General features: G+C 32.8%; 20 protein-coding genes. 16 read left to right on the top strand and 4 right to left on the bottom strand.

What is annotated here, in order from left to right; translation table 11 throughout:
- Nucleotides 1-331 precede the first annotated feature (331 nt).
- A complete protein-coding gene (locus tag ES675_RS11835; protein ID WP_148367469.1) occupies nucleotides 332-901 on the top strand; it encodes a hypothetical protein in 570 nt (189 codons plus the stop codon).
- Here ES675_RS11835 and ES675_RS11830 read toward each other — a convergent pair.
- A complete protein-coding gene (locus ES675_RS11830; RefSeq protein ID WP_066251386.1) occupies nucleotides 898-1,815 on the bottom strand; it encodes a bifunctional metallophosphatase/5'-nucleotidase in 918 nt (305 codons plus the stop codon). The two genes, ES675_RS11835 and ES675_RS11830, sit on opposite strands and share 4 nt — an antisense overlap.
- A 4-nt stretch (nucleotides 1,816-1,819) precedes the next feature.
- A complete protein-coding gene (locus tag ES675_RS11825) occupies nucleotides 1,820-2,581 on the bottom strand; it encodes a 5'-nucleotidase C-terminal domain-containing protein (protein ID WP_066251390.1) in 762 nt (253 codons plus the stop codon).
- A gap of 71 nt (nucleotides 2,582-2,652) precedes the next feature.
- Between ES675_RS11825 and ES675_RS11820 the strand changes: the two genes are divergently transcribed.
- The 15 genes from ES675_RS11820 to ES675_RS11750 all read left to right on the top strand — a co-directional run bounded on the left by ES675_RS11820 (nucleotide 2,653) and on the right by ES675_RS11750 (nucleotide 19,477).
- A complete protein-coding gene (locus tag ES675_RS11820) occupies nucleotides 2,653-3,183 on the top strand; it encodes a DUF6913 domain-containing protein (protein ID WP_066251393.1) in 531 nt (176 codons plus the stop codon).
- Complete coding sequence (gene dapA, locus ES675_RS11815) at nucleotides 3,173-4,054, top strand: 4-hydroxy-tetrahydrodipicolinate synthase (protein ID WP_066251395.1); 882 nt, start codon at nucleotides 3,173-3,175, stop codon at nucleotides 4,052-4,054. Before ES675_RS11820 ends, dapA begins: the two co-directional genes overlap by 11 nt.
- 113 nt (nucleotides 4,055-4,167) lie before the next feature.
- Complete coding sequence (locus ES675_RS11810; RefSeq protein ID WP_066251400.1) at nucleotides 4,168-4,980, top strand: outer membrane protein assembly factor BamD; 813 nt, start codon at nucleotides 4,168-4,170, stop codon at nucleotides 4,978-4,980.
- A gap of 11 nt (nucleotides 4,981-4,991) precedes the next feature.
- Entirely contained in the window at nucleotides 4,992-5,321 is a 330-nt protein-coding gene (locus tag ES675_RS11805; protein WP_066251404.1) for a DNA-directed RNA polymerase subunit omega, read from the top strand.
- Between the two features lie 7 nt (nucleotides 5,322-5,328).
- Nucleotides 5,329-6,540 carry a bifunctional phosphopantothenoylcysteine decarboxylase/phosphopantothenate--cysteine ligase CoaBC gene (gene coaBC, locus ES675_RS11800; RefSeq protein WP_066251408.1) on the top strand — a complete coding sequence of 404 codons (1,212 nt, stop codon included), beginning with the start codon at nucleotides 5,329-5,331 and terminating at the stop codon, nucleotides 6,538-6,540.
- On the top strand, nucleotides 6,533-7,420 hold the full coding sequence (gene porD / locus ES675_RS11795) for a type IX secretion system protein PorD (RefSeq protein WP_066251414.1): 888 nt from the start codon (nucleotides 6,533-6,535) through the stop codon (nucleotides 7,418-7,420). The genes coaBC and porD overlap by 8 nt, the downstream gene beginning before the upstream one ends.
- A gap of 59 nt (nucleotides 7,421-7,479) precedes the next feature.
- Nucleotides 7,480-9,132 (top strand): DNA repair protein RecN, encoded by a 1,653-nt coding sequence (gene recN / locus ES675_RS11790; RefSeq protein ID WP_148367467.1) that lies wholly within the window; start codon nucleotides 7,480-7,482, stop codon nucleotides 9,130-9,132.
- 44 nt (nucleotides 9,133-9,176) lie between these two features.
- Nucleotides 9,177-9,992, top strand: a complete 816-nt coding sequence (locus ES675_RS11785) for an enoyl-ACP reductase FabI (RefSeq protein ID WP_066251417.1) — start codon at nucleotides 9,177-9,179, stop codon at nucleotides 9,990-9,992.
- Nucleotides 9,993-10,124: 132 nt separating this feature from the next.
- Entirely contained in the window at nucleotides 10,125-11,846 is a 1,722-nt protein-coding gene (locus ES675_RS11780) for an FG-GAP-like repeat-containing protein (protein ID WP_066251422.1), read from the top strand.
- Between the two features lie 139 nt (nucleotides 11,847-11,985).
- Nucleotides 11,986-14,478 carry a T9SS type A sorting domain-containing protein gene (locus ES675_RS11775; protein WP_066251428.1) on the top strand — a complete coding sequence of 831 codons (2,493 nt, stop codon included), beginning with the start codon at nucleotides 11,986-11,988 and terminating at the stop codon, nucleotides 14,476-14,478.
- Nucleotides 14,479-14,553: 75 nt separating this feature from the next.
- Entirely contained in the window at nucleotides 14,554-15,561 is a 1,008-nt protein-coding gene (locus ES675_RS11770) for a glycosyltransferase (RefSeq protein ID WP_066251431.1), read from the top strand.
- Entirely contained in the window at nucleotides 15,558-16,523 is a 966-nt protein-coding gene (locus ES675_RS11765; protein WP_066251435.1) for a CdaR family protein, read from the top strand. Before ES675_RS11770 ends, ES675_RS11765 begins: the two co-directional genes overlap by 4 nt.
- On the top strand, nucleotides 16,520-17,113 hold the full coding sequence (coaE, locus tag ES675_RS11760) for a dephospho-CoA kinase (RefSeq protein WP_066251438.1): 594 nt from the start codon (nucleotides 16,520-16,522) through the stop codon (nucleotides 17,111-17,113). The genes ES675_RS11765 and coaE overlap by 4 nt, the downstream gene beginning before the upstream one ends.
- A gap of 70 nt (nucleotides 17,114-17,183) precedes the next feature.
- Entirely contained in the window at nucleotides 17,184-18,755 is a 1,572-nt protein-coding gene (locus ES675_RS11755) for a sensor histidine kinase (RefSeq protein WP_066251440.1), read from the top strand.
- A gap of 5 nt (nucleotides 18,756-18,760) precedes the next feature.
- A complete protein-coding gene (locus ES675_RS11750) occupies nucleotides 18,761-19,477 on the top strand; it encodes a response regulator transcription factor (RefSeq protein WP_066251445.1) in 717 nt (238 codons plus the stop codon).
- Nucleotides 19,478-19,522: 45 nt separating this feature from the next.
- On the opposite strand, the gene miaA is transcribed toward ES675_RS11750, so the two are convergent.
- Both miaA and ES675_RS11740 read right to left on the bottom strand, forming a co-directional pair.
- Nucleotides 19,523-20,434, bottom strand: coding sequence for a tRNA (adenosine(37)-N6)-dimethylallyltransferase MiaA (gene miaA / locus ES675_RS11745; RefSeq protein ID WP_066251450.1), 912 nt, complete (start codon nucleotides 20,432-20,434; stop codon nucleotides 19,523-19,525).
- A 16-nt stretch (nucleotides 20,435-20,450) separates the two neighbouring features.
- A complete protein-coding gene (locus ES675_RS11740; protein ID WP_066251455.1) occupies nucleotides 20,451-21,341 on the bottom strand; it encodes an ion transporter in 891 nt (296 codons plus the stop codon).
- Nucleotides 21,342-21,358 lie beyond the last annotated feature (17 nt).

The following is a 21,358-nucleotide window of genomic DNA, read 5'->3' as shown; positions in this document are numbered from 1 at the left end:
AAAAAGTTCCTTTTGCATGTGTTAACATCGTTTGGAAAATTGATGAATATGTCAAAATTTAACATATTATTCGATGAAGCGCACGTTTGAAACGATAAACTAACTTTTTTTTGTTATATTTGCTTCAACCTACTTATGAATATCTACTGTGAAAAATTGGCTACAAATTAGTTACAATAGGAATCTTGTATTCGTTCTGTTTTTTCTTGTATTTATAAATGTCTTCGCAATTTTAAGTGAAAATGATTTATTGATTCAAGTTACGAAACCAATGTTTATTCCTTTTTTGTTTATGTATTATTTGATTAAAAATAAATACATAAACGCTGTTATGATTACTTTTCTCGTGTTTTCCTTTTTGGGAGATTTCTCATCCGTATTCTTTTCAGACCCTTTTATGGTAAGCTTATCCAGCTTATTTTATTGTATTAGCTACTTTACTTTAGGCTATGCAGCTGTTTCAAGAATTCGAATTTTTAATATAGATAAGGTTGTGGGTATTTGTTTACTGCTCGTGTTTTCTATTAATGCGTATTTAATGTATCAACTGTTTGCGGTTTTACAAATACAAATTTCGGATACTACAGAAGTTGCACTATTTGCAGTGAAAAGCATTGCGCTCATGGCGTTAGTCTTTATGGCGTTTGCAACATATTTAAATAAAGACACGAAAGCATCTATTCTATTTTTGACTACAGCGCTTTGCTTTGTTTTTTCAGATGTACTTTATTATATAAGTAATTACTATGTGTATCACGACATGTTTGTCGTTTTAGATAGACTGTTGCACGTATTGGGACTGTTCTTTTTATTCGGTTATATTATTGAGTATAATAGAAAACGAAAAAAACGTTTAGTATTAAGTAAGGCTTCTTCTTCAGAAGAACCGATTGCCGTTTAAACGATAATAGAGGTTCCTTTGCTTGTCATGTTTTTATCTTTATCAAAATAAAACTCTATTTTCCCGAGGTTAATTCCGAAGCAGCCAACTTGGTTGACAAGCATGTTTTTTCCTAAACTGTTTTTAACAATCGTTGGTTTTGGTAAAAATGTATGTGTATGACCACCAATTATTAAATCTATATCTTTTGTTTTTGCCGCTAAACTTAAATCGCTAATCTTATCGGAATTGTTTTTGTAGTAATAGCCCATATGAGATAAGCAGATTACTAAATCACATTTTTCATTTTCTTTTAAAATACGCGTCATATCTTGACTTATTTCAACAGGATCCAAATATTTGGTTTCTTTATACATGTTTTTGTCTACCAAGCCAGCAAGCTCAATCCCTAAACCAAATACACCTATTTTAATGCCATTTTTAGTGAACGTTTTATAAGGCTTTACAAACCCATCCATAATAGTATTTGAAAAATCGTAATTGGCAGATAGAAAGTCGAACTCTGCATGAGGTAATTGTGCGTGTAACCCGTTTAAACCATTATCAAAATCATGGTTTCCAATGGTAGCAGCATCATATTTTAACTTACTCATGAGTTTAAATTCCAATTCACCACCATAATAATTAAAATAGGGTGTGCCTTGAAAAATATCACCTGCATCCAGTAATAACGTATTTGGATTTTCGGTTCGGATGGCATCAATTAATGTGGCACGTCTGGCAACTCCTCCTTTATTCGGGTTTCTGCCATCTTCAGGGCCAAATGGATCAATATGACTATGCACATCGTTTGTGTGAAGTATAGTAATTTTAGTTGTTGTTTCAGGTATTGAAAAAGACGATAACCCCAAACCGCCTACTGTTACAAAAGCTGCAGAAGCGGAAGTTTGTTGAATAAATGCGCGACGTTTCATAGGTTCAATTTTTTAATTTAATAAAGCGATTGTCAATAACAGGGCTAATAGTGTCTGTCTTTTTAAAGTAATCTATAAACGCATTTCTGATTTTATAATCTAAAATTTCTATGGATTCTTCAGGTTTAAAAAAGGTCATATGGTCACCACCATTATAAAGGTAATCGTTGGTTGCCACGTAATATGTTTTGTTTACATCAATAGGATTGCCGGAAATAGTTGCTTCTTTTATGCTGTAATCTGCATCTAGTATCAAATTCAGTTTAGCAATTGGGTGCGCACGTTTAGCTTTAGATAAGTATTCTGTCATTAAGTTAATTTGACTGCCTTTAATACCTACCACAACAATACTGTTTTCAAATGGCATAATTTCAAAAGCTGTTCTTGCCGAAACGGGTCCTTTGGAAATTATAGCACGAATACCACCATGATTTAGCAAAACCATATCAATGTTTTTACCCGTTCTTTTGAAGAAAACAGGGTTGGATTGCTCATATATAACATCAGCAAACAAATTTCCAATAGCCGTATTGAATTCACCATCGCTTTTGGAATATGTATCAACTGCATAACTTAACACACTATCTAAATCATTATTTACATGTTCGCGATAGGGTTTAATAAAGGCCTCAATTTCAGGATCAGACTTTAAGGAGTCTGTAATGGTAATTTGTTCCCCTTTAATCTGATTTAATTGCCAAGTATCATGCTTACAATTAAATAATGTAAGAGCTATAATTGTTAGGAGTAAATGCTGTAATTTCATATGTATAAACAAAAAAATTAATACGCTTATGTATGTACTTTTAGTATCTTTGTGGAAAGTATAAAGATATAATGATTTTAAAGGGTTTTAAAGAAAATTCTATTAAAAAACACTTACAGTCGATTCTGAATAATTCAGAAGGCACTTCAAAAGCACAAGTAATTGAGAGTGTTGGTATTATTGTAAATGCCGATGAGGTTGCAAATTTAGAAATGTTTAATGCCTTAACTTCAAGCTTGCATATTTTACCAAACAAATTAAAAATTATTGCATATACGGAAGCTAAAAACACGGAATTACTTTCTTGGGAATCCTGTTGTAACCCTAAAGATATAGGGTGGAAGGGTGCTATACTAAATGCCGAGTTGGAAACGTTTTTAAATACTAAATATGATTTACTCATTAGTTTTTATACAACGGACACATTGCATTTAAAATTACTTACAGCTAAATCTAAAGCCCATTTTAAAGCGAGCATTTTTCAGGAAGATGAACGATTAAATGATTTAATCATTCAAACACCTCTAACCGATTTTGATGCTTTTGAAACCGAATTACTAAAATATTTACAAGTTTTTAAGACACTAAAACATGAAGCATAAATTAACTGGAGCAGGAATAGCTATTGTTACACCATTTAAAACCGATTTATCTATAGATCACGAAGCCTTGACGCGTATTGTTAATTTCAATATTGAAAACGGGATGGATTATATTGTTATTGCAGGTACAACAGGGGAGAGTGTCACCATTACGTCGGCAGAAAAACAAGCAATTATCAATACCATAGTAACAGCTAATAATAGTCGTGTGCCATTGGTTCTTGGAATTGGAGGCAATAACACAGCTGCGGTAATTGCTGAAATCCAAGAGACTGATTTTTCTGATATAGACGCTATTTTATCTGTATCACCTTACTATAGTAAGCCAACGCAAGCAGGAATTAGTGCGCATTTTGAAGCCATTTCAAAAGCGAGTCCAAAACCAATTATATTATATAACGTGCCCGGAAGAACCGGATCTAATTTGCTTCCACAAACTATTATTGCGTTAGCAAACTCCTGCACGAATATTGTGGCAGTAAAAGAAGCTGCTGGAAACATGGCACAATACCTTCGATTACTAAAGGATAAGCCAGCCGATTTTATGGTTATTTCCGGAGATGATGATTTAGCCTTGCCAGTAACTCTTGCCGGTGGTTCAGGTGTTATTTCTGTTATTGGACAGGCGTTTCCTAAAGATTTTGCACAGATGATTCAATTAGGATTAGAAGGCAAAAACAAGGAGGCTTTCAAGTTACATAATAAGTTAATGGATATTACGAGCTTCATTTTTTTAGAGAACAATCCTTCAGGAATTAAAGCCGTTTTAAGCGCCATGAAATTATGTCAACCAACTGTTAGATTACCATTGGTTGAAGCAACCGATGGACTGAAGAAAACTATAACAGGATTCGTTAATAACTATGCATAAGCGTTAAATAATACTTAATCCTAATGCTTACCTTATTTTAGCTTGTATTTTAGCAAAATAAATATTTTTAAAATCCATTTTATTACCTTAATTTTGCCAACTGTTTTAAAACTATGAAGAAATTTCTTTACATAATTCTAACTTGCACACTTTTAAGTTCTTGTAGCGAATATCAAAAGGCCTTAAAGTCAGTTGATACGGGAACCAAATATACGGTAGGTGAAAAACTATATAATGCCGGAAAATATGCCAAAGCAAATAAGTTGTTTGAGCAAATATTACCGGTTTATAGAGGGAAGCCCCAAGCTGAAAAATTATCATACCTGAACTCTAAAAGTTATTATGCAGAAGAGGAATGGTATTTAGCTAGTTATCATTTTGAGCGTTTTGTTGATGCCTACCCAAATAGTGAGAAGGTTGAAGAAGCTGCTTTTTTAAGCGCCAAAAGTGCTTATATGTTATCGCCTGTTTTTTCTAAAGAACAACACGAAACCAAGGAAGCTATTGATAAGTTTCAAAACTTTATCAACTTATATCCAGAATCGGAGTTTATGCCTGAAGCAAATAAGTTAGTTAAAGAATTGGATTTTAAATTAGAGAAAAAAGCGTTTAGCATAGCCAAACAATTCAATACTATTGCCGGTTATACGCGAGATTTTAATGCACCAATAAAAGCTATTGATAATTTTATTTTTGATTTTCCTGGAACTGTTTATCGTGAGGAAGCTTACTTTATTAGATTTGATTCGGCTTATCAACTAGCTATTAATAGTGTGTATAGTAAAAAAGAAAAGCGTTTAGAGGACGCCAAATTATATTATTATAACTTCAAGAAATCATATGCTAATTCAGAATATTTAGAAAAAGCAGATAAAATGATTGAAGATATTGAAAAAGAATTAGAAAATTACAGTACGAAAAGTTAATAAACTTACATATGGATTTAAAGAAGATTAATGCGCCAGTAAACACAACAACTTATGATAGAAATAAAGTTGATGCACCTACAGAAAATATTTACGAAGCAATTTCAATAATATCAAGACGCGCAGAACAAATAAATTCTGAAATCAAGAAAGAGCTAATTGAAAAATTAGAAGAATTTGCTACATATAACGATAGTCTAGAAGAGATTTTTGAAAATAAAGAGCAAATTGAAGTTTCTAAATTTTATGAAAAATTACCAAAGCCACATGCATTAGCAGTTCAAGAATGGTTAGATGGTAAAATTTACTACAGAAACACAGAGGACGATACTCAGGAATAATAACTATATGTCACTATTAAGCGGTAAAAAAATATTACTTGGCATTAGTGCTGGTATAGCCGCTTATAAAACAGCGACATTGGTTAGAGCATTTATAAAAGCAGGTGCAGACGTAAAAGTCGTTATGACACCTGCTTCTAAAGACTTTATTACACCTTTAACGCTATCCACACTCTCCAAGAATCCAGTACATTCATCATTTACAAATCCAGATGATGATAATGAAACCTGGAACAATCACGTAGAATTAGGCCTTTGGGCCGATTTACTAATTATAGCACCAGCCACAGCCAATACCTTATCTAAAATGGCTCATGGCATTTGCGATAACCTGTTATTAGCAACATACCTTTCAGCAAAATGTCCTGTTTATTTTGCGCCAGCAATGGATTTGGATATGTATAAACACCCTTCTACACTAGAATCTTTTAGAGCCTTGCAAAGTTTTGGAAATATTATGATTCCAGCTACCAGTGGCGAATTAGCTAGTGGTTTAGTAGGCGAAGGGCGCATGGCAGAACCTGAAGATATTGTTTCATTTATAGAAAATGATATTTTAAGTAAATCGCCACTTCACGGTAAAAAAGTATTAATTACAGCTGGCCCAACGCATGAAGCAATAGATCCTGTTCGCTTTATAGGGAATCATTCCAGTGGAAAAATGGGTTTCGAAATAGCTAAAGCTGCTGCTAATTTAGGAGCTGAAGTTATTTTAATTTCTGGCCCAACACATCAAAAATTATCACATAGTTTTGTAACAATTATTCCTGTTACATCTGCGGAAGAAATGTATAACGCAGCACATACCTATTTTAAAACTGTTGATATTGCTGTTTTTGCAGCAGCTGTTGCCGATTATAAACCAAAAATTGCAGCAACTGAAAAAATAAAAAAGAAAGAAAAAACGTTATCTTTAGAGTTAGAGAAAACCAAAGATATTTTAGCGTCTTTGGGACACATTAAAGAAAAACAGTTTTTAGTCGGGTTTGCTTTAGAAACAAATAATGAAATTGAAAACGCGAAAGGTAAACTAAAGGCAAAGAATTTAAATTTAATTGTGTTAAATTCGCTTAAGGACAAAGGTGCTGGATTTAAATCTGATACAAATAAGGTAACACTTATTGATCGTAATGAAACCATTACAACGTTTGATTTAAAGTCTAAAGAAGCCGTAGCCGTAGATATTTTAAATGCTATAATAAACCAATTGCATGCATAGATTTTTTGTATTTTTTTTAGTCATTTTATCCTTTTCAGCCTATAGCCAGGAGTTAAATTGTAATATTGTGGTTAATGCCCAATTTACAGGTAATGAAAATTTACAGGTCTTTAAAACGCTTGAAAAACAACTAAAAGAGTTTGTAAACAACACGAAATGGACTAATAAGGAATACGGTACTCAAGAACGCGTAGAGTGTGGTATGTTTATTAATATTACCGAATATTCTGGTGATGTTTTTAAAGCAACTATTCAAGTACAATCATCACGTCCTGTTTACGGGTCTTCTTACGGAACACCTATTTATAATATTAATGATAAGGACTTTACATTTCGTTATGTAGAGTTTGAAAACTTACTTTATAACGAAAATCAGTTTGAATCTAATCTTGTTTCTGTCATTGCGTTTCACGTTCACATGATTTTAGGATTAGATGCGGATTCGTTTCAATTTGAAGGAGGAGATACTTATCTTAAACAGGCGCAAACCATTGTAAATTACTCGCAGCAAGAAAATGCAAAAGGCTGGAAACTTGAAGATGGTTTACAAACACGTTTTGCTTTAATTGATAATTTATTATCGCCTACATTCAAAGAATATAGAAAAGTCATGTACGACTATCATCGTTTGGGATTAGATACCATGAGTGAAGACCAGAAAAAGGCTAAAACTATTATAGCAAGTGCTATTGAGGAGTTTGAAGCCATGAACAGACGTCGTCCTAATTCCTTTTTATTGCGGACATTTTTTGATGCCAAAGGCGATGAAATCGAACAGATATTTTCAAGTGGTCCAAATGTTGAAATAACGGAATTGCTTTCTACATTAAACCGCGTAGCGCCAATGTACTCAAGTAAATGGCGGAATATTAAATTTTAAGAAATCATCTTAAAAAAAGTAGTTGTTATTATTTTAGTAACCAATTAATCTAAAACACTTTGCTAACAGCTTTATCCATAAAAAATTACGCTTTAATAGATCATCTTCAGGTGAATTTCAACCAAGGGTTGACAATCATTACAGGTGAAACAGGTGCTGGAAAATCTATTCTATTAGGTGGATTATCTTTAATTTTAGGAAAACGAGCCGATTTAAGTGCATTAAAAGATAGCGAAAAAAAATGTGTTATTGAAGCCATTTTTGATGTTTCCAATTATAAACTTCAAGCGTTATTTAAGAAATTAGATTTCGATTATGAATCACAAACCATCATTAGACGGGAAATTTTGCCATCTGGTAAATCGCGTGCTTTTGTAAACGATTCGCCAGTAAACTTAAGTGGATTGCAAACGTTAGGAGCGGAATTAATTGATATTCATTCGCAACATGAAACCATGCAATTAATGGATGATGCGTATCAGTTTCAAGTTATTGATGCTTTGGCTAAAAATAATCAGGAATTACAGGATTATAAAGTCGCTTTAAAAGCGTTTAAAATACTTCAGAAAGAATATGATGAACTTTTAAAGTTTCAGGCTGAAGCTATTAAAGAACACGATTATAATTCCTATTTATTAAAAGAATTAGTAGAGGCTAATTTAATAGTAGGCGAACTTCAAGAGTTAGAAGAAGCTTATGAAACACTCAATAATGTTGAGGATATAAAAGAGCAATTAGCAAACGTTAATCAACTGTTGAGTGAAGAGCAAATAGGCGTCATGTCTGCTTTACTTGCGGCAAAAAACAGTCTGCAAAAAGTTTCGAAATTTTCAACTAAATATGAAGATGTTTTTAATAGAATTAACAGTAGTTCCATTGAAATTAATGATATTTTCACGGAAATAGAAACGCTACAAGACAACCTAGATTTAGATCCAGAACAGTTGTTATTAGTTAGCAACAAATTAGAATTACTGAACACACTTCTTAAAAAACATTTTGTAAGTGACGTTTCTGAACTTATTATCATTAAAAATGATTTAGCAGAAAAAGTAAGTGTTACCGAAAAACTAGACGATACCATTGCAGATAAACAAAACGATGTTGCAATTGCCAAAAAAGCTATAGATGAGTTAGCTAGTACCATTCATAAAAAACGCTTGGCAGCCATTCCAGGTTTAACCAAAGAACTAGAAGCTATTTTGCAGCAATTAGGAATGCCAAATGCCAAGTTTAATATCACGTTGAATACTACGGAAACCTACCAATCAAATGGGAAAGATAATTTATCGTTTCTGTTTTCAGCCAATAAAGGCGGTGCTTTTAACGAGCTTAAAAAAGCAGCATCAGGAGGTGAGTTATCACGAATTATGTTAGCTATTAAGTCTATTTTATCTAATTATGTGCAGTTACCATCCATTATGTTTGATGAAATTGATTCAGGCGTATCGGGAGAAATTTCAAATAAAATGGGTGAAATTATGCGAAACATGAGCCATAGCATGCAGGTTTTTACCATTACACATATTCCACAAATTGCAGCTAAAGGTAATACGCACTTTAAAGTTTATAAGGAAGATGTTGGTGAGGTTACCCAAACCAATTTAAGGCTTCTAAACCACGATGAACGCATTGTTGAAATAGCGCAAATGCTTGGAGGTATAGAAATTTCCACTTCGGCAATGGCACATGCTAAACAATTGTTGAATTAATACTATCTTTGAAAATCATTTAACACGAATCAACACGAGAAACTATGTCATATAATTTATTAAAAGGAAAAAAAGGAATCATATTTGGAGCTTTAGATGAAAATTCAATAGCTTGGAAAACAGCAGAACGCGTGCATGAAGAAGGTGGTACATTTGTATTAACTAACGCGCCAGTTGCTATGCGAATGGGACAAATAAACCAATTGGCTGAAAAAACAGGTTCTCAAATTATTCCTGCTGACGCTACATCTGTTGAAGATTTAGAAAACCTAGTTGAAAAATCTATGGAGATTTTAGGCGGTAAAATTGATTTTGTTTTACACTCTATTGGAATGTCTATCAACGTTAGAAAAGGAAATCATTACACGAATCAAAATTACGATTGGACGCAAAAAGGAACGGATGTTTCAGCAAATTCTTTTCATAAAGTTATGCAAACATTGTATCAAAAAGATGCTATGAATGAATGGGGAAGTATTGTTGCGTTAACATATATGGCAGCGCAACGCGTGTTTCCTGATTATAATGATATGGCAGACAATAAAGCCTTATTAGAAAGTATTGCACGTAGCTTTGGTTATTTCTTTGGTCGCGATAAAAAAGTACGCGTTAATACCATTTCGCAATCACCAACACCAACAACAGCTGGAAGTGGTGTAAAAGGATTTGATGGTTTTATTTCATATGCCGAAAAAATGTCGCCATTAGGCAATGCAACCGCTTTAGATTGTGCTAACTATACTATTACTATGTTTAGTGATTTAACACGTAAAGTAACACTTCAAAACTTATTTCACGATGGTGGATTTAGTAATATGGGCGTTAGCGATGCCGTTATGGAAACCTTTACAAGAGAATAATATTTAAAGTAATATCATATAAAGCGCCATTCTTTTTATAAAGAATGGCGCTTTTTTTTTGTAAAAATAACAAAAATGGAATAGTATAATATTATTGCTATATTAGTAAGTCAATATTTAGATTAAAACCTTATGAAGAACAATTACTTTTTATATTTTTTTCTGCTTATTACAGGCTTTTTGCAAGCACAAGTTAATTTCGTAGACCGAGCTATTAATTTAGGAATTATAGCTACTGCTGGACAAACCTATCAAGGAAATGGCATTTCGTTTTGTGATTACAATAATGATGGATGGGATGATATTACAATGGCTACAATGGAAGGTTCTAAAATTCATTTTTTTAAAAATGTCAATGGCTCGTTTGAATCCGATAATTTAAATATTCCAATGAATACGAGTCAACAAAAACAAGTTGTTTGGGTGGATATTGATAATGATGGTGATAAAGATTTATATGTAACCTCTAATAATAATGGTAATAAATTATACCTAAACGACGGCGGTTCTAATTTTACAGATATTACTATAGATGCAGGTTTACCTGTAGAAAATTTTGAGTCTTATGGTGCTTTTTGGGGTGATTACAATAATGATGGTTTTTTAGATGTTTTTATTAGTAATAGAGGGGAAATGGGTGAGCAATCTAATTTTTTCTTTGAAAATAATGGCGATAATACGTTTACAGATGTTACCATACAAGCCGGGTTTGATACCGATAGCCATTTGACATTCGGCGCCATTTTTTTCGATTATAATAATGATGGCTGGCAAGATATTTATATGTCTAATGATAAATTATTTAATCAAAATTTATTGTATCGTAACAATGGCGATGGAACCTTTACAGATGTTACAGCTGAATCAAACACGGGAATAACCATAGATTCTATGGGAGTAGCTATTGGCGATTTTAATAATGACGGTTGGTTTGATATTTATATTACAGATACGCCAGCAGATGGTAATGTGTTATTTAGAAATAATGGAGATGGAACCTTTACCGACCTTGCTATATTTTCAGGAACACGATTGCATAGCTATGCTTGGGGAGCCGTATTCTTGGATGCAGATAATGATATGGATGAGGATATTTATGTAAGCTGCGAATATGATGGTTCAAATCCGCCATTTAGGTCGTCTGCTTTTTACAAAAACCGCGGAAATAATACGTTCGAAAATTCTTTAAATTCTGGTTTTATTGGTGATGCTGCAAAAAGCTATTCAAATGCTGTCGGCGATTTTAATAATGACGGGTTGCCAGATATTGCTGTTAGTAACATTGATTATGAAAATATGTATTTATGGGAAAATAGGACGATGAATGCTAATAACTGGTTAAAAGTTAAATTAACAGGCGTACAAAGTAATAGAGACGGTATAGGTTCTCGTATTGAAATATCAATTAATGGAACTAAACAATATCGTTACACGCTATGTGGTGAAGGGTATTTAGCTCAAAATTCAAATTCGGAAATTTTTGGTTTAGGAACACATAGCGTTATTGATTATGTAAAAGTAACGTGGTTAAGTGGTACCGTTGATTATTTAGAAAATGTAAATGCCAATCAATTATTAGAAATTACAGAAGGAAGTTATAGCTTGGATGTAAATAGCGCGTTTAAGAACGGTTTTTCATACTTTCCTAATCCAGTTCAGAACACGCTTATCTTAAAAGCTGAAAAAACGATTAAATCTATTTCATTGTATACGGTTCTGGGTCAAGTGGTTTACAGAAGTGCATTTAATAATCTACATGCGGAAATAAATATGTCCAATTTTGATTCGGGAATTTACTTTGCCGAAATAGAATTTAATGATACAACAGAAACGTTTCAAATACTAAAAGATTAATTTTTTTAGATAATTTATATATGCTCGTTTTTTTTAATTCAAATAAAAAGAACCGTGTTAACTCTTTCTGTTTTAATTATTTGGAAAAGAGTTAGTTCTTTACTAATTTAATAACTAATTAATTAAAACTAAATTTATCATGAAAAAAATTACATTTATGTTTTTTGTTTTCAGTTTATTTACTGTAGTAAGCTATGGTCAATATTTAACTGAAGGTTTTGAAACGGCTGTCCCTCCGGCAGGTTGGACTTTAACACAGGTAAATGCAAATGAAACTTGGACTATGTCTACAGCTATAGTTCCTAATTCAGGTGCAGCATCTGCTCAAGTTGTTTATGATCCCGCTCTTACACCACAAGATGAATCATTAACCACACCAGTTTTAGATTTATCGGCTAGTGTAAATCCCAGATTAAAATTTTGGTTTAACATGAGCTACTTTTGGGCAATTGATCCAAATGAAAATTATGACTTTATTGTAAGTGCAACTGATGGTACAACAGAAACTGTTTTATGGCAAGAAGCTGATTTTGGAGTGTTTGATAGTTTTGTATGGTATGAAGTTGAATTGAATTTGGCAGCTTACGTCGGGCAAAGTAATGTTCAAATTATTTTCAACTATAATGGTGTTGATGGTGCATCTTTAAACTTAGATGATGTATTAGTTGAAGAAACACCAACCTGTCCTACGCCCACAAATAGTTTAGTAGTGCCAACGCAAACAACTGCAGATGTTAGTTGGGATACCGTTGTAGAAGCTACATTAGGTTATGAATGGGTTATTATGGCTTCTGGATCAGCTCCAGACGTTGCTACTGCAATAGCATCTGGTACCACTGCAACAGGGGATTTAACAGATAGTGCTTCGGGATTAACGGAAGCAACAGATTACGATTTTTATGTGCAAGCAAATTGTGATACGAATGGCTTAAGTAATTGGTCTGCCGTATTATCTTTTAGAACTTTAGCTCCTGAACCAAATTGTGCCATTAATCCAACGCCAGCTGATGGTGCCGTGGATGTAGCTACAGGAAATGTTACATTTTCTTGGGAAGCACCAACAACAGGACCAACACCAACTTCATACAATTTATATGCGGGAGAAACACCCGCAGGAGATGATTTTGGTTTAATAGGAAATTATACAGATACAAATGCAGCTTTAGTTCTAACAGGTTATGATGCTTTGTTATATTGGATTATAAAACCAGTTAATGAAACAACAGAAGCAACAGGTTGTCCAGTATGGAGCTTTACAACAGGATCTGCTCCCGTTGGTGCCATTTGTGAAGATGCTATTGTAGTTACGTCAATACCTTATAACACCACAGATGATACGGGTGCTTATGGTAACGATTATGAAAATGCGGACGTACCACCTTTAGCAGGTGCCCAGTATACAAATGGAACAGGTAGTGCTTTTTATATTACTGGAGACGATGTGGTATATGAATATACACCAGCCGCGGATGGAACTTATAACTTTGACTTAAGTGACACTTTAGATGATTGGATTGGTTTTTGGTTATTTGAAGGCTGTCCTTTTGCGTCTGTAGTTGCGTACCATACGGCAACGTCTGGAACGACTAGAAGTTTACCAGCTATTACGCTTTCGGCAGGAACGACATACTATGTGGTAATTTCTTCATGGCCAGCACCACAATCAACACCATATACGTTAGATATTACACAATTAAATTGCACGGGCGCTTCTGTTGCAGGATCGTCAACAAATATTGATTGTACCAATAACCAATATTTTGTAGATGTAAATATAGATGCTGTTAATGATGGAACTGAAATTAGCGATGGCACCACAACGTACCCAATAACAGGAACAGGAATAACACCAGTAGGTCCATATCCTTTTGGTACAGCCGTTGATTTGACATTAGTTCATTCAGATGCTGCTTGTAATATTGATTTAGGAAATTTTGTTGTTAATGGTTGTCCTCCTGTAAATGATATTTGCAGTGGCGCAATAATGTTAACACCAGGAGTTGTTTTTATGGATAACCCTGTAATTGGTAGTAATGAATTTGTTACTACATCCTCTGGAGAACTTGCGCCAGGTTGTGCGAGTTATAACGGAGGCGATATGTGGTACGCTGTTGTAGTACCTGCAGATGGTAATATTGTTTTGGAAATGAACGCTAATCCAACTGGTGGGGGTGGAGATGCAGGAGGAGCAGCATATTCTGGTACTTGTGGTTCATTGGTATTAATTGAATGTAATGATGATGGTAGTGATGATGGGTTTTATCCTTTAGTTTCTGTTTCAGACCCTTCATTAGCTGGTGAAACTATTTACTTCCGAGTTTGGGAATATGGTAATAATGCCACCATTAACTTCCAAGTATCTGCTTATAGTGCTACCTTAAGTGTTGAAGATTTCCAACAACAGGAATTATTTACATATTATCCAAACCCAGTAACAAACGCTTTAACATTAAAAGCACAACAAACTATTCAAGATGTTGTTGTTTACAATATGTTAGGTCAAGAAGTACTGCGCACAGCACCTAATACAGTTTCTAGCGATGTTAATATGACATCATTACAAGCGGGTGCATACTTTGTAAAAATTATGATTAATAACACAACTGATACAATACGAATTATTAAAAATTAAAAAATAGTTTTAAATATTATGTTTAAAAACCACCCAACTGGGTGGTTTTTTTTATTGTTTAATTACATTTGTTAAATGGAATTAGCGTTTTCTTTTATTATACCTGTTTTTAATCGTCCTAACGAAATTGATGAGCTATTGCAAAGCTTTAGCAACCTAGACGGTGATGAAAAATTTGAAATAGTTATTATTGAAGATGGATCTACCATACCATCAAAAAATGTTATAGCCAACTTTCAAGAAAAATTACATATTACCTATTTGGTTAAAGAGAATTCAGGGCCAGGTGATTCCCGAAATTATGGTATGCAGCATGCCAAGGGTAATTATTTTATCATTTTAGATTCTGATTGTATTTTACCTCCTAATTACTTAAATATTGTTAAGTCATTTTTAACGGATAATTATATAGAATGCTTTGGCGGTCCAGACGCAGCTCACAGTTCATTTAGCAACGTGCAGAAAGCTATTAATTTTTCTATGACAGCTTTTATTACAACAGGTGGAATTAGAGGGAATAAAACACAAATTAATAAATTTCAACCGCGAAGTTTTAATATGGGATTATCTAAAGAAGCCTTCCTTAAAACGAATGGTTTTGGAAATATTCATCCAGGTGAAGATCCTGATTTATCCATAAGGCTTTGGAAATTAGGATATCAAACAGCATTAATTCCAGAAGCTTTCGTTTATCATAAACGACGTATTTCGTGGCCCAAATTTTACAAACAGGTCTCAAAGTTTGGATTAGTTCGTCCTATTCTAAATGTATGGCATCCTGAATCAAAAAAAATCACATATTGGTTTCCTACTATTTTTATTTTAGGTTTTGTTTTCGCTATAGTTTTAGCAGCTTTAAATTACATGCAACTCTTGGTACTTTACGGTGTTTATTTTTTAGTCGTATTTTTAATTGCTTTAATTAGCACGCGAAGTTTAGTTATAGCCATACAGGCAATATTTGCTACGTGCATACAATTTATCGGTTATGGCTATAATTTTCTAAAATCAATTACTATATTAAAGGTGAGTGGTAAAAAGCCAGAGGAAATTTTCCCTGAATTATTCTTTAAAAACAAATGATTAGTACTATAAAATCTAAATTGCTAAAGGCTATCAAGAATAAAAGAATCAATGTGTTCTTTTTATTTTTACTCATGTCTTTTAGTGTCCTTATTTTACTGAAGCTTTCAAATACGTATGTTAATACCATCACATTTCAAATTAATAAAGTGAATGTACCAGAAGCTCATGTGGTTTTTGATGATCATCAAAAAACGTTACGAGTGGGATTAAAAGCTCAAGGTTTTAATATGTTGAAGTACTATTTTAAAAAACCCAAAATTAATATCGATTTCAGTCATAATATCACCAAAACGGATAGCTTTTATATTTGGAATAAAAATACCGCGTTCCTAGATGTGATTTCACAGTTTAATAAATCAGTTGAGGTTGTGAATATTAATCCAGATACATTATATTTTAAATATGATATTAATGCCATTAAAAAAGTACCGATTAAAATAAATGCTAAAATTAATTATGCCATAGGCTATGATATTTTAGAGTCATTTGAATTAAGTCCAGATTCCATTAAAATTATAGGTCCTAAAGTGTTGGTTTCTGCCATTGATTTTATTGAAACAGATACGCTAAAACTTCAAGATGTTAAAGAAAATATTATAACCACTGTTTTATTAAAATTACCAGAAAATCAAACTGAATTAGAGTTTTCAAGCAAACAGACACACGTAGTTGCAACCGTTACAAAATTTACGGAAGGCAAATTGAAAATACCCGTTACAATTATAAATGTACCAGAAAATATTAATTTGAAATATTATCCGAAAAAAATAACCGTTTCTTATTATACAAGTTTGTCAAACTACAAGTCCATTACGGCATCAGACTTTGAAATTGTTTGCGATTTTTCAGAAGTGTCTAAAAATCAAACTTTTTTAATTCCGAGGTTAACAAAGCAGCCAGAGGTTTTACGGCATGTAAAAATAAATCATGATCAAATAGAATATATTATTACAGAATGAAAATAGTAGGTTTAACAGGCGGAATTGGTAGTGGTAAAACTACAGTAGCAAAATTGTTTGGGCAATTAGGTGTCCCAACCTACATTGCTGATGACGAAGCCAAAGCACTTATGAATCGTTCAAAAGTTATTAAACGCAAACTCATAGCATTATTTGGTGAAGAAGCGTATATAGATCAAAACTTAAACAGACCGTTTTTAGCACACGCCATCTTTAATGATAAAAATTTGCTAAAAGCTATGAATGCTATTGTGCACCCAAAAGTAGCAAGCCACTTTAAAAAGTGGGCAGAAAAACAACAAACGGATTATGTTTTAAAAGAAAATGCTATTTTATTTGAACATGGTGGTGAAAAAGATTGTGATTTTACCATATTAGTTACGGCTCCAGAAAACATTAGGATACAACGCGTTGTTGAACGTGACCAAAGAACTGAAGCGCAAGTGAAGGCTATAATAAATAATCAACTTCCTGAAGATGTGAAAATAAAAAAGGCCACCTTTGTTATTGAAAACACAGATTTAAATTCGACTAAACACCAGGTAATTAAAGTGCACCAGAACCTTATAAAAGCTATACAAACATCTTGAATTTTAACATTTTTGTTAATGTAAGGTTAAATGCTAAGATAGCTAAATGTTAAAATGTTAATTTTGAACGATGAGCAAAAAGTTATTCGTCATATTGTTGTTATTAATGAGTTTATCGCTTGTAGGTATAATATTTGTCCAAGCTTACTATATTAATGATTCCATAAAAAACGAGGAAGATCAGTTTAATTTTAATGTCAAAAAGGCATTAAGTTATACGTCTCGTGAAATTGAAGAAAAGGAAGTGCTTAGTTACTATAACAAGTATCAAACACTAATTGATGAAAAGAAACAAGCGGATACCGTTGCTATTTCAAAATTATTCATCGTTTCACAAATTAATGATACAAATGAAACTTTTATTTATAGAAGTGGCATTTTAGAAGAAAACCATAAATTATCTTCGTCGCTCTTTGACATCGGTTTAGATAGCCTTAATATAAAGCGTATTATTGGAACTTCAGAAACTAAAATTTTTAGTAACCAAACAACTCTGGATAACGATTTGCCAGCAAACCCTATTTTGAGTTTAATGAAATCGGGACGAATTACGCCAGCAGAACGGATTAGTTTTGATGAAGCTTTTAAAGATTTAAGCAGTAGAATACCTATACATAAACGTGTATACGATGATGAAATTCGAAGATTATTATCAAAAAAGCTTAAAGAAGACAATATTGATTTGGATTATGAGTTTGCTATTTACAGTAATGATTTAGCAACAAAAATACAAACAGATAATTTTGAATTACAGCCAGGAACGTTTAGTGTTTCTATTTTTTCAAATGAAAATAATAACAATAATTATAAGCTGTTAGTTAATTTCCCAACACGGAATAAATTTATACAGTCGTCAATAATCAGGATGACATTATTGTCCATAATTTTCACCTCTATTATTATCATTGCCTACTCAAGTGCGTTATTACAATTATTCAGACAACGTAAAATATCTGAAATAAAATCAGATTTTATTAATAACATGACACATGAGTTTAAAACACCTATTGCAACAATTAACCTTGCTTTAGATGCCATTAAAAACCCAAAGGTTATTGATGATAAAGAGCGTGTTGCTCGTTATTTACAAATGATACGTGACGAGAATAAACGTATGCATGCGCAAGTAGAAAACGTATTAAGAATATCTAAACTTGAAAAAAACGAATTAAATATTAGTAAAGATCGTGTGGAACTTCACGAATTAATTGAAGATGCTATTACGCATATTGAGTTAATAGTGGAAGACAGAAAAGGCTACATTCATACACATTTGAATGCAGAAAAATCGTCAGTTTTAGCAAACGAAACACACTTTACAAATGTAATTGTAAATATTCTGGATAATGCCGTTAAGTATTCTCCAGAACCACCAAGAATTGATGTTTATACCGAAAATGTAGGAACAAACATCTTATTAAAAATTAAAGATCAAGGTAGTGGAATGAGTAAAGCTGCCTTAAAACAAGTGTTTGAAAAATTTTATAGAGAACACACAGGAAATATACATAATGTAAAAGGACATGGTCTGGGATTAGCCTACGTAAAACGTATGGTTGAAGATCACCAAGGGCACATTTCCGTAGAAAGTGAAAAAGAAAAAGGAAGTACCTTTATTATAAAACTTCCATTAATATCGTAAAAGCTATGACAGAACAAAACAAAAAAATCTTATTAGTAGAAGATGATCCAAATTTCGGAACCATTTTAAAGGATTATTTAATGATGAATGATTATGACGTTACACATGCTAAGAACGGTATGGAAGGCTTCGAAAAGTTCAAAAAAGATGATTTCGATTTGTGTATTTTAGACGTGATGATGCCATATAAAGATGGTTTTACGTTAGCAAAAGAAATTCGTGAGAAAAATACGGAAGTGCCTATTGTTTTCTTAACAGCTAAAGCTATGAAAGAAGATGTTTTAAAAGGGTATAAAGTAGGTGCTGACGATTACTTAAATAAACCATTTGATAGTGAAGTGCTGCTGATGAAGATTAAAGCAATCATGCAGCGTAAAGCGACTGAAACGGTTGCAGATAGTAAGCAATTTCAATTTACTATTGGTGGATTTGAATTAAATTCGAAACTGCGTTTTTTAACCTATAATGGTGGCGAACAAATTAAATTATCACCTAAAGAAAATGAGCTTTTACGCTTGTTGGCTTTACATGAAAATGATTTAATGCCACGTGAGTTAGCTTTAACAAAAATCTGGCGTGATGATAATTACTTCACCTCACGTAGTATGGATGTTTACATTGCTAAATTACGTAAGTATTTAAAACTAGATGATAAAGTAGAAATACTTAATATTCACGGTGAAGGTTTTAGATTAGTAATAAATACGGAATCAGAAGATTAATATTTCTTATTATAAAAAGAAAACCAGCTAATTCAGCTGGTTTTTTTATGCGTTAATTTCAGATTCTATATCGGTAATAATCGTTTTAATATCGGTTTCGTAATCAAACCAAAGCGTATCTTTATTTCGTTTAAACCATGTAAGTTGTCTTTTTGCAAATCGGCGACTATTTTTTTTGATTTCTGAAATAGCAAAATCGAACGTCCATTCATTATTCAAATAATTGAAAAGCTCTTTGTACCCAACTGTGTTTAATGCATTTAAATGAGATTTCGTTTCTAGGCTTTTTACTTCATCAAGCAAACCGTGTTGCATCATGATATCGACACGCTTATTAATACGCTCGTAAATCGTTTCTCGTTCTGCAGTTAAGCCAATAGTTATAGTTTTAAAGTTTCGTTTAATTGATGCTTTTTTCAAAAACGACGAATACGGTTTTCCCGTACCAATGCAAATTTCTAAAGCGCGAATTACACGTTGCGGGTTATCTAAAGCTATTTTTGCATACGTGTCTGCATCCAATTCTTTTAATTGAGATTGTAGTACTTGTAAACCTTCGGCTTCTAATTGCGCGTTTAATTCCGTTCTAATATTTTTATCCACTTTGGGAAATTCATCAAGACCGTTTATAACGGCATCTACATATAATCCAGATCCACCAACCATGATAACAACCTCCTGTTTTTTAAACAAATCAGATAAGGTGTTTATAGCTTCTTTTTCAAAAGCACCGACACTATAAGCGTCTTCAATGGATTTATGATGAATAAAATGATGTTTGGCAGCTAGGAGTTCTAAAGCGGTAGGAGCAGCCGTTCCAATTTGCATTTCTTTGAAAAATTGCCTGGAATCTGCCGAGATAATTTCGGTGTTAAAATGCTGTGCAAGTTTAATGCTCAAAGCCGTTTTACCGATAGCTGTAGGACCAACAATGGCAATAAGATATTTTTCAGGCATACTTAATTTTTCAGTGCTATTTTGTAGGTTGTAATTCTAAAGAATGCCCACATTTATGACAAAATTTCGCGTTATCCTTGTGGTCTTGAGCTAAACAGTTGGAACAAGATAATGAGTTTAAATCTACTTCACTAGGATGAGGTGGCAGGGCATTTGGAACAGTTGCACTTTTAGCATCATCTTTATTCATTTTTCTGGTGTATTCTGCAGAAACAATTCCAGTTGGGACGGCAATAATCCCATAACCCAATACCATAATAAAAGAGGCAATAAATTGACCTAATGGTGTAACAGGTGCAATATCACCATATCCTACAGTTGTTAATGTTACAATACTCCAATATATACTTCTAGGGATATTATTAAAACCACTAGCTTCTCCTTCTACGAGATACATAATTGTACCAAAAATGGTAGCTACAATAACCACAGCAAATAGAAATACGGATATTTTAGCACGACTAGATTTAATAGCAGCTGCTAAATGATTGGAAGCACCCATAAAGCGTGCTAGTTTTAAAATTCTAAACACACGTAATAAACGTAACGCACGTAAGGCAACTAGAGCATGAGTACCAGCAAAAATTAGTGATAAATATTTTGGAAGTGTTGATAATAAATCAATAATACCATAAAAACTAGTAATATATTTTAGTGGCTTTTTTACTGTAACGATTCGTAGAATATATTCAATGGTAAAGAGTATTGTAATTATCCACTCCGAAATATTTAAAAACATGTGGTATTGCGCATCAATGCTCTTAACACTTTCTAGCATTACCAACAGGATACTGGCAATAATTACAATCAGTAAAACAACATCAAATAATTTTCCAGCAGGTGTATCTGCCTCATAAATTATTTCATGAAGTCTACCTTGCCATCTCTTATAAGGTTTTGTACCCATAATTTTAAAAATACTAA

The organism is Algorimicrobium algoritergicola, from assembly GCF_008086165.1.
Lineage (GTDB): Bacteria > Bacteroidota > Bacteroidia > Flavobacteriales > Flavobacteriaceae > Algorimicrobium > Algorimicrobium algoritergicola.
This window is presented reverse-complemented; position numbering and strand designations above follow the sequence as displayed.

What these genes read in the sequence shown, in the direction of transcription:
- ES675_RS11835 (WP_148367469.1), top strand. Translation starts at nt 332, where the DNA reads ATGATTACTTTTCTCGTGTTTTCCTTTTTGGGAGATTTCTCATCCGTA.
- ES675_RS11830 (WP_066251386.1), bottom strand. Translation starts at nt 1,815, where the DNA reads ATGAAACGTCGCGCATTTATTCAACAAACTTCCGCTTCTGCAGCTTTT.
- ES675_RS11825 (WP_066251390.1), bottom strand. Translation starts at nt 2,581, where the DNA reads ATGAAATTACAGCATTTACTCCTAACAATTATAGCTCTTACATTATTT.
- ES675_RS11820 (WP_066251393.1), top strand. Translation starts at nt 2,653, where the DNA reads ATGATTTTAAAGGGTTTTAAAGAAAATTCTATTAAAAAACACTTACAG.
- dapA (WP_066251395.1), top strand. Translation starts at nt 3,173, where the DNA reads ATGAAGCATAAATTAACTGGAGCAGGAATAGCTATTGTTACACCATTT.
- ES675_RS11810 (WP_066251400.1), top strand. Translation starts at nt 4,168, where the DNA reads ATGAAGAAATTTCTTTACATAATTCTAACTTGCACACTTTTAAGTTCT.
- ES675_RS11805 (WP_066251404.1), top strand. Translation starts at nt 4,992, where the DNA reads ATGGATTTAAAGAAGATTAATGCGCCAGTAAACACAACAACTTATGAT.
- coaBC (WP_066251408.1), top strand. Translation starts at nt 5,329, where the DNA reads ATGTCACTATTAAGCGGTAAAAAAATATTACTTGGCATTAGTGCTGGT.
- porD (WP_066251414.1), top strand. Translation starts at nt 6,533, where the DNA reads ATGCATAGATTTTTTGTATTTTTTTTAGTCATTTTATCCTTTTCAGCC.
- ES675_RS11785 (WP_066251417.1), top strand. Translation starts at nt 9,177, where the DNA reads ATGTCATATAATTTATTAAAAGGAAAAAAAGGAATCATATTTGGAGCT.
- ES675_RS11780 (WP_066251422.1), top strand. Translation starts at nt 10,125, where the DNA reads ATGAAGAACAATTACTTTTTATATTTTTTTCTGCTTATTACAGGCTTT.
- ES675_RS11775 (WP_066251428.1), top strand. Translation starts at nt 11,986, where the DNA reads ATGAAAAAAATTACATTTATGTTTTTTGTTTTCAGTTTATTTACTGTA.
- ES675_RS11770 (WP_066251431.1), top strand. Translation starts at nt 14,554, where the DNA reads ATGGAATTAGCGTTTTCTTTTATTATACCTGTTTTTAATCGTCCTAAC.
- ES675_RS11765 (WP_066251435.1), top strand. Translation starts at nt 15,558, where the DNA reads ATGATTAGTACTATAAAATCTAAATTGCTAAAGGCTATCAAGAATAAA.
- coaE (WP_066251438.1), top strand. Translation starts at nt 16,520, where the DNA reads ATGAAAATAGTAGGTTTAACAGGCGGAATTGGTAGTGGTAAAACTACA.
- ES675_RS11755 (WP_066251440.1), top strand. Translation starts at nt 17,184, where the DNA reads ATGAGCAAAAAGTTATTCGTCATATTGTTGTTATTAATGAGTTTATCG.
- ES675_RS11750 (WP_066251445.1), top strand. Translation starts at nt 18,761, where the DNA reads ATGACAGAACAAAACAAAAAAATCTTATTAGTAGAAGATGATCCAAAT.
- miaA (WP_066251450.1), bottom strand. Translation starts at nt 20,434, where the DNA reads ATGCCTGAAAAATATCTTATTGCCATTGTTGGTCCTACAGCTATCGGT.
- ES675_RS11740 (WP_066251455.1), bottom strand. Translation starts at nt 21,341, where the DNA reads ATGGGTACAAAACCTTATAAGAGATGGCAAGGTAGACTTCATGAAATA.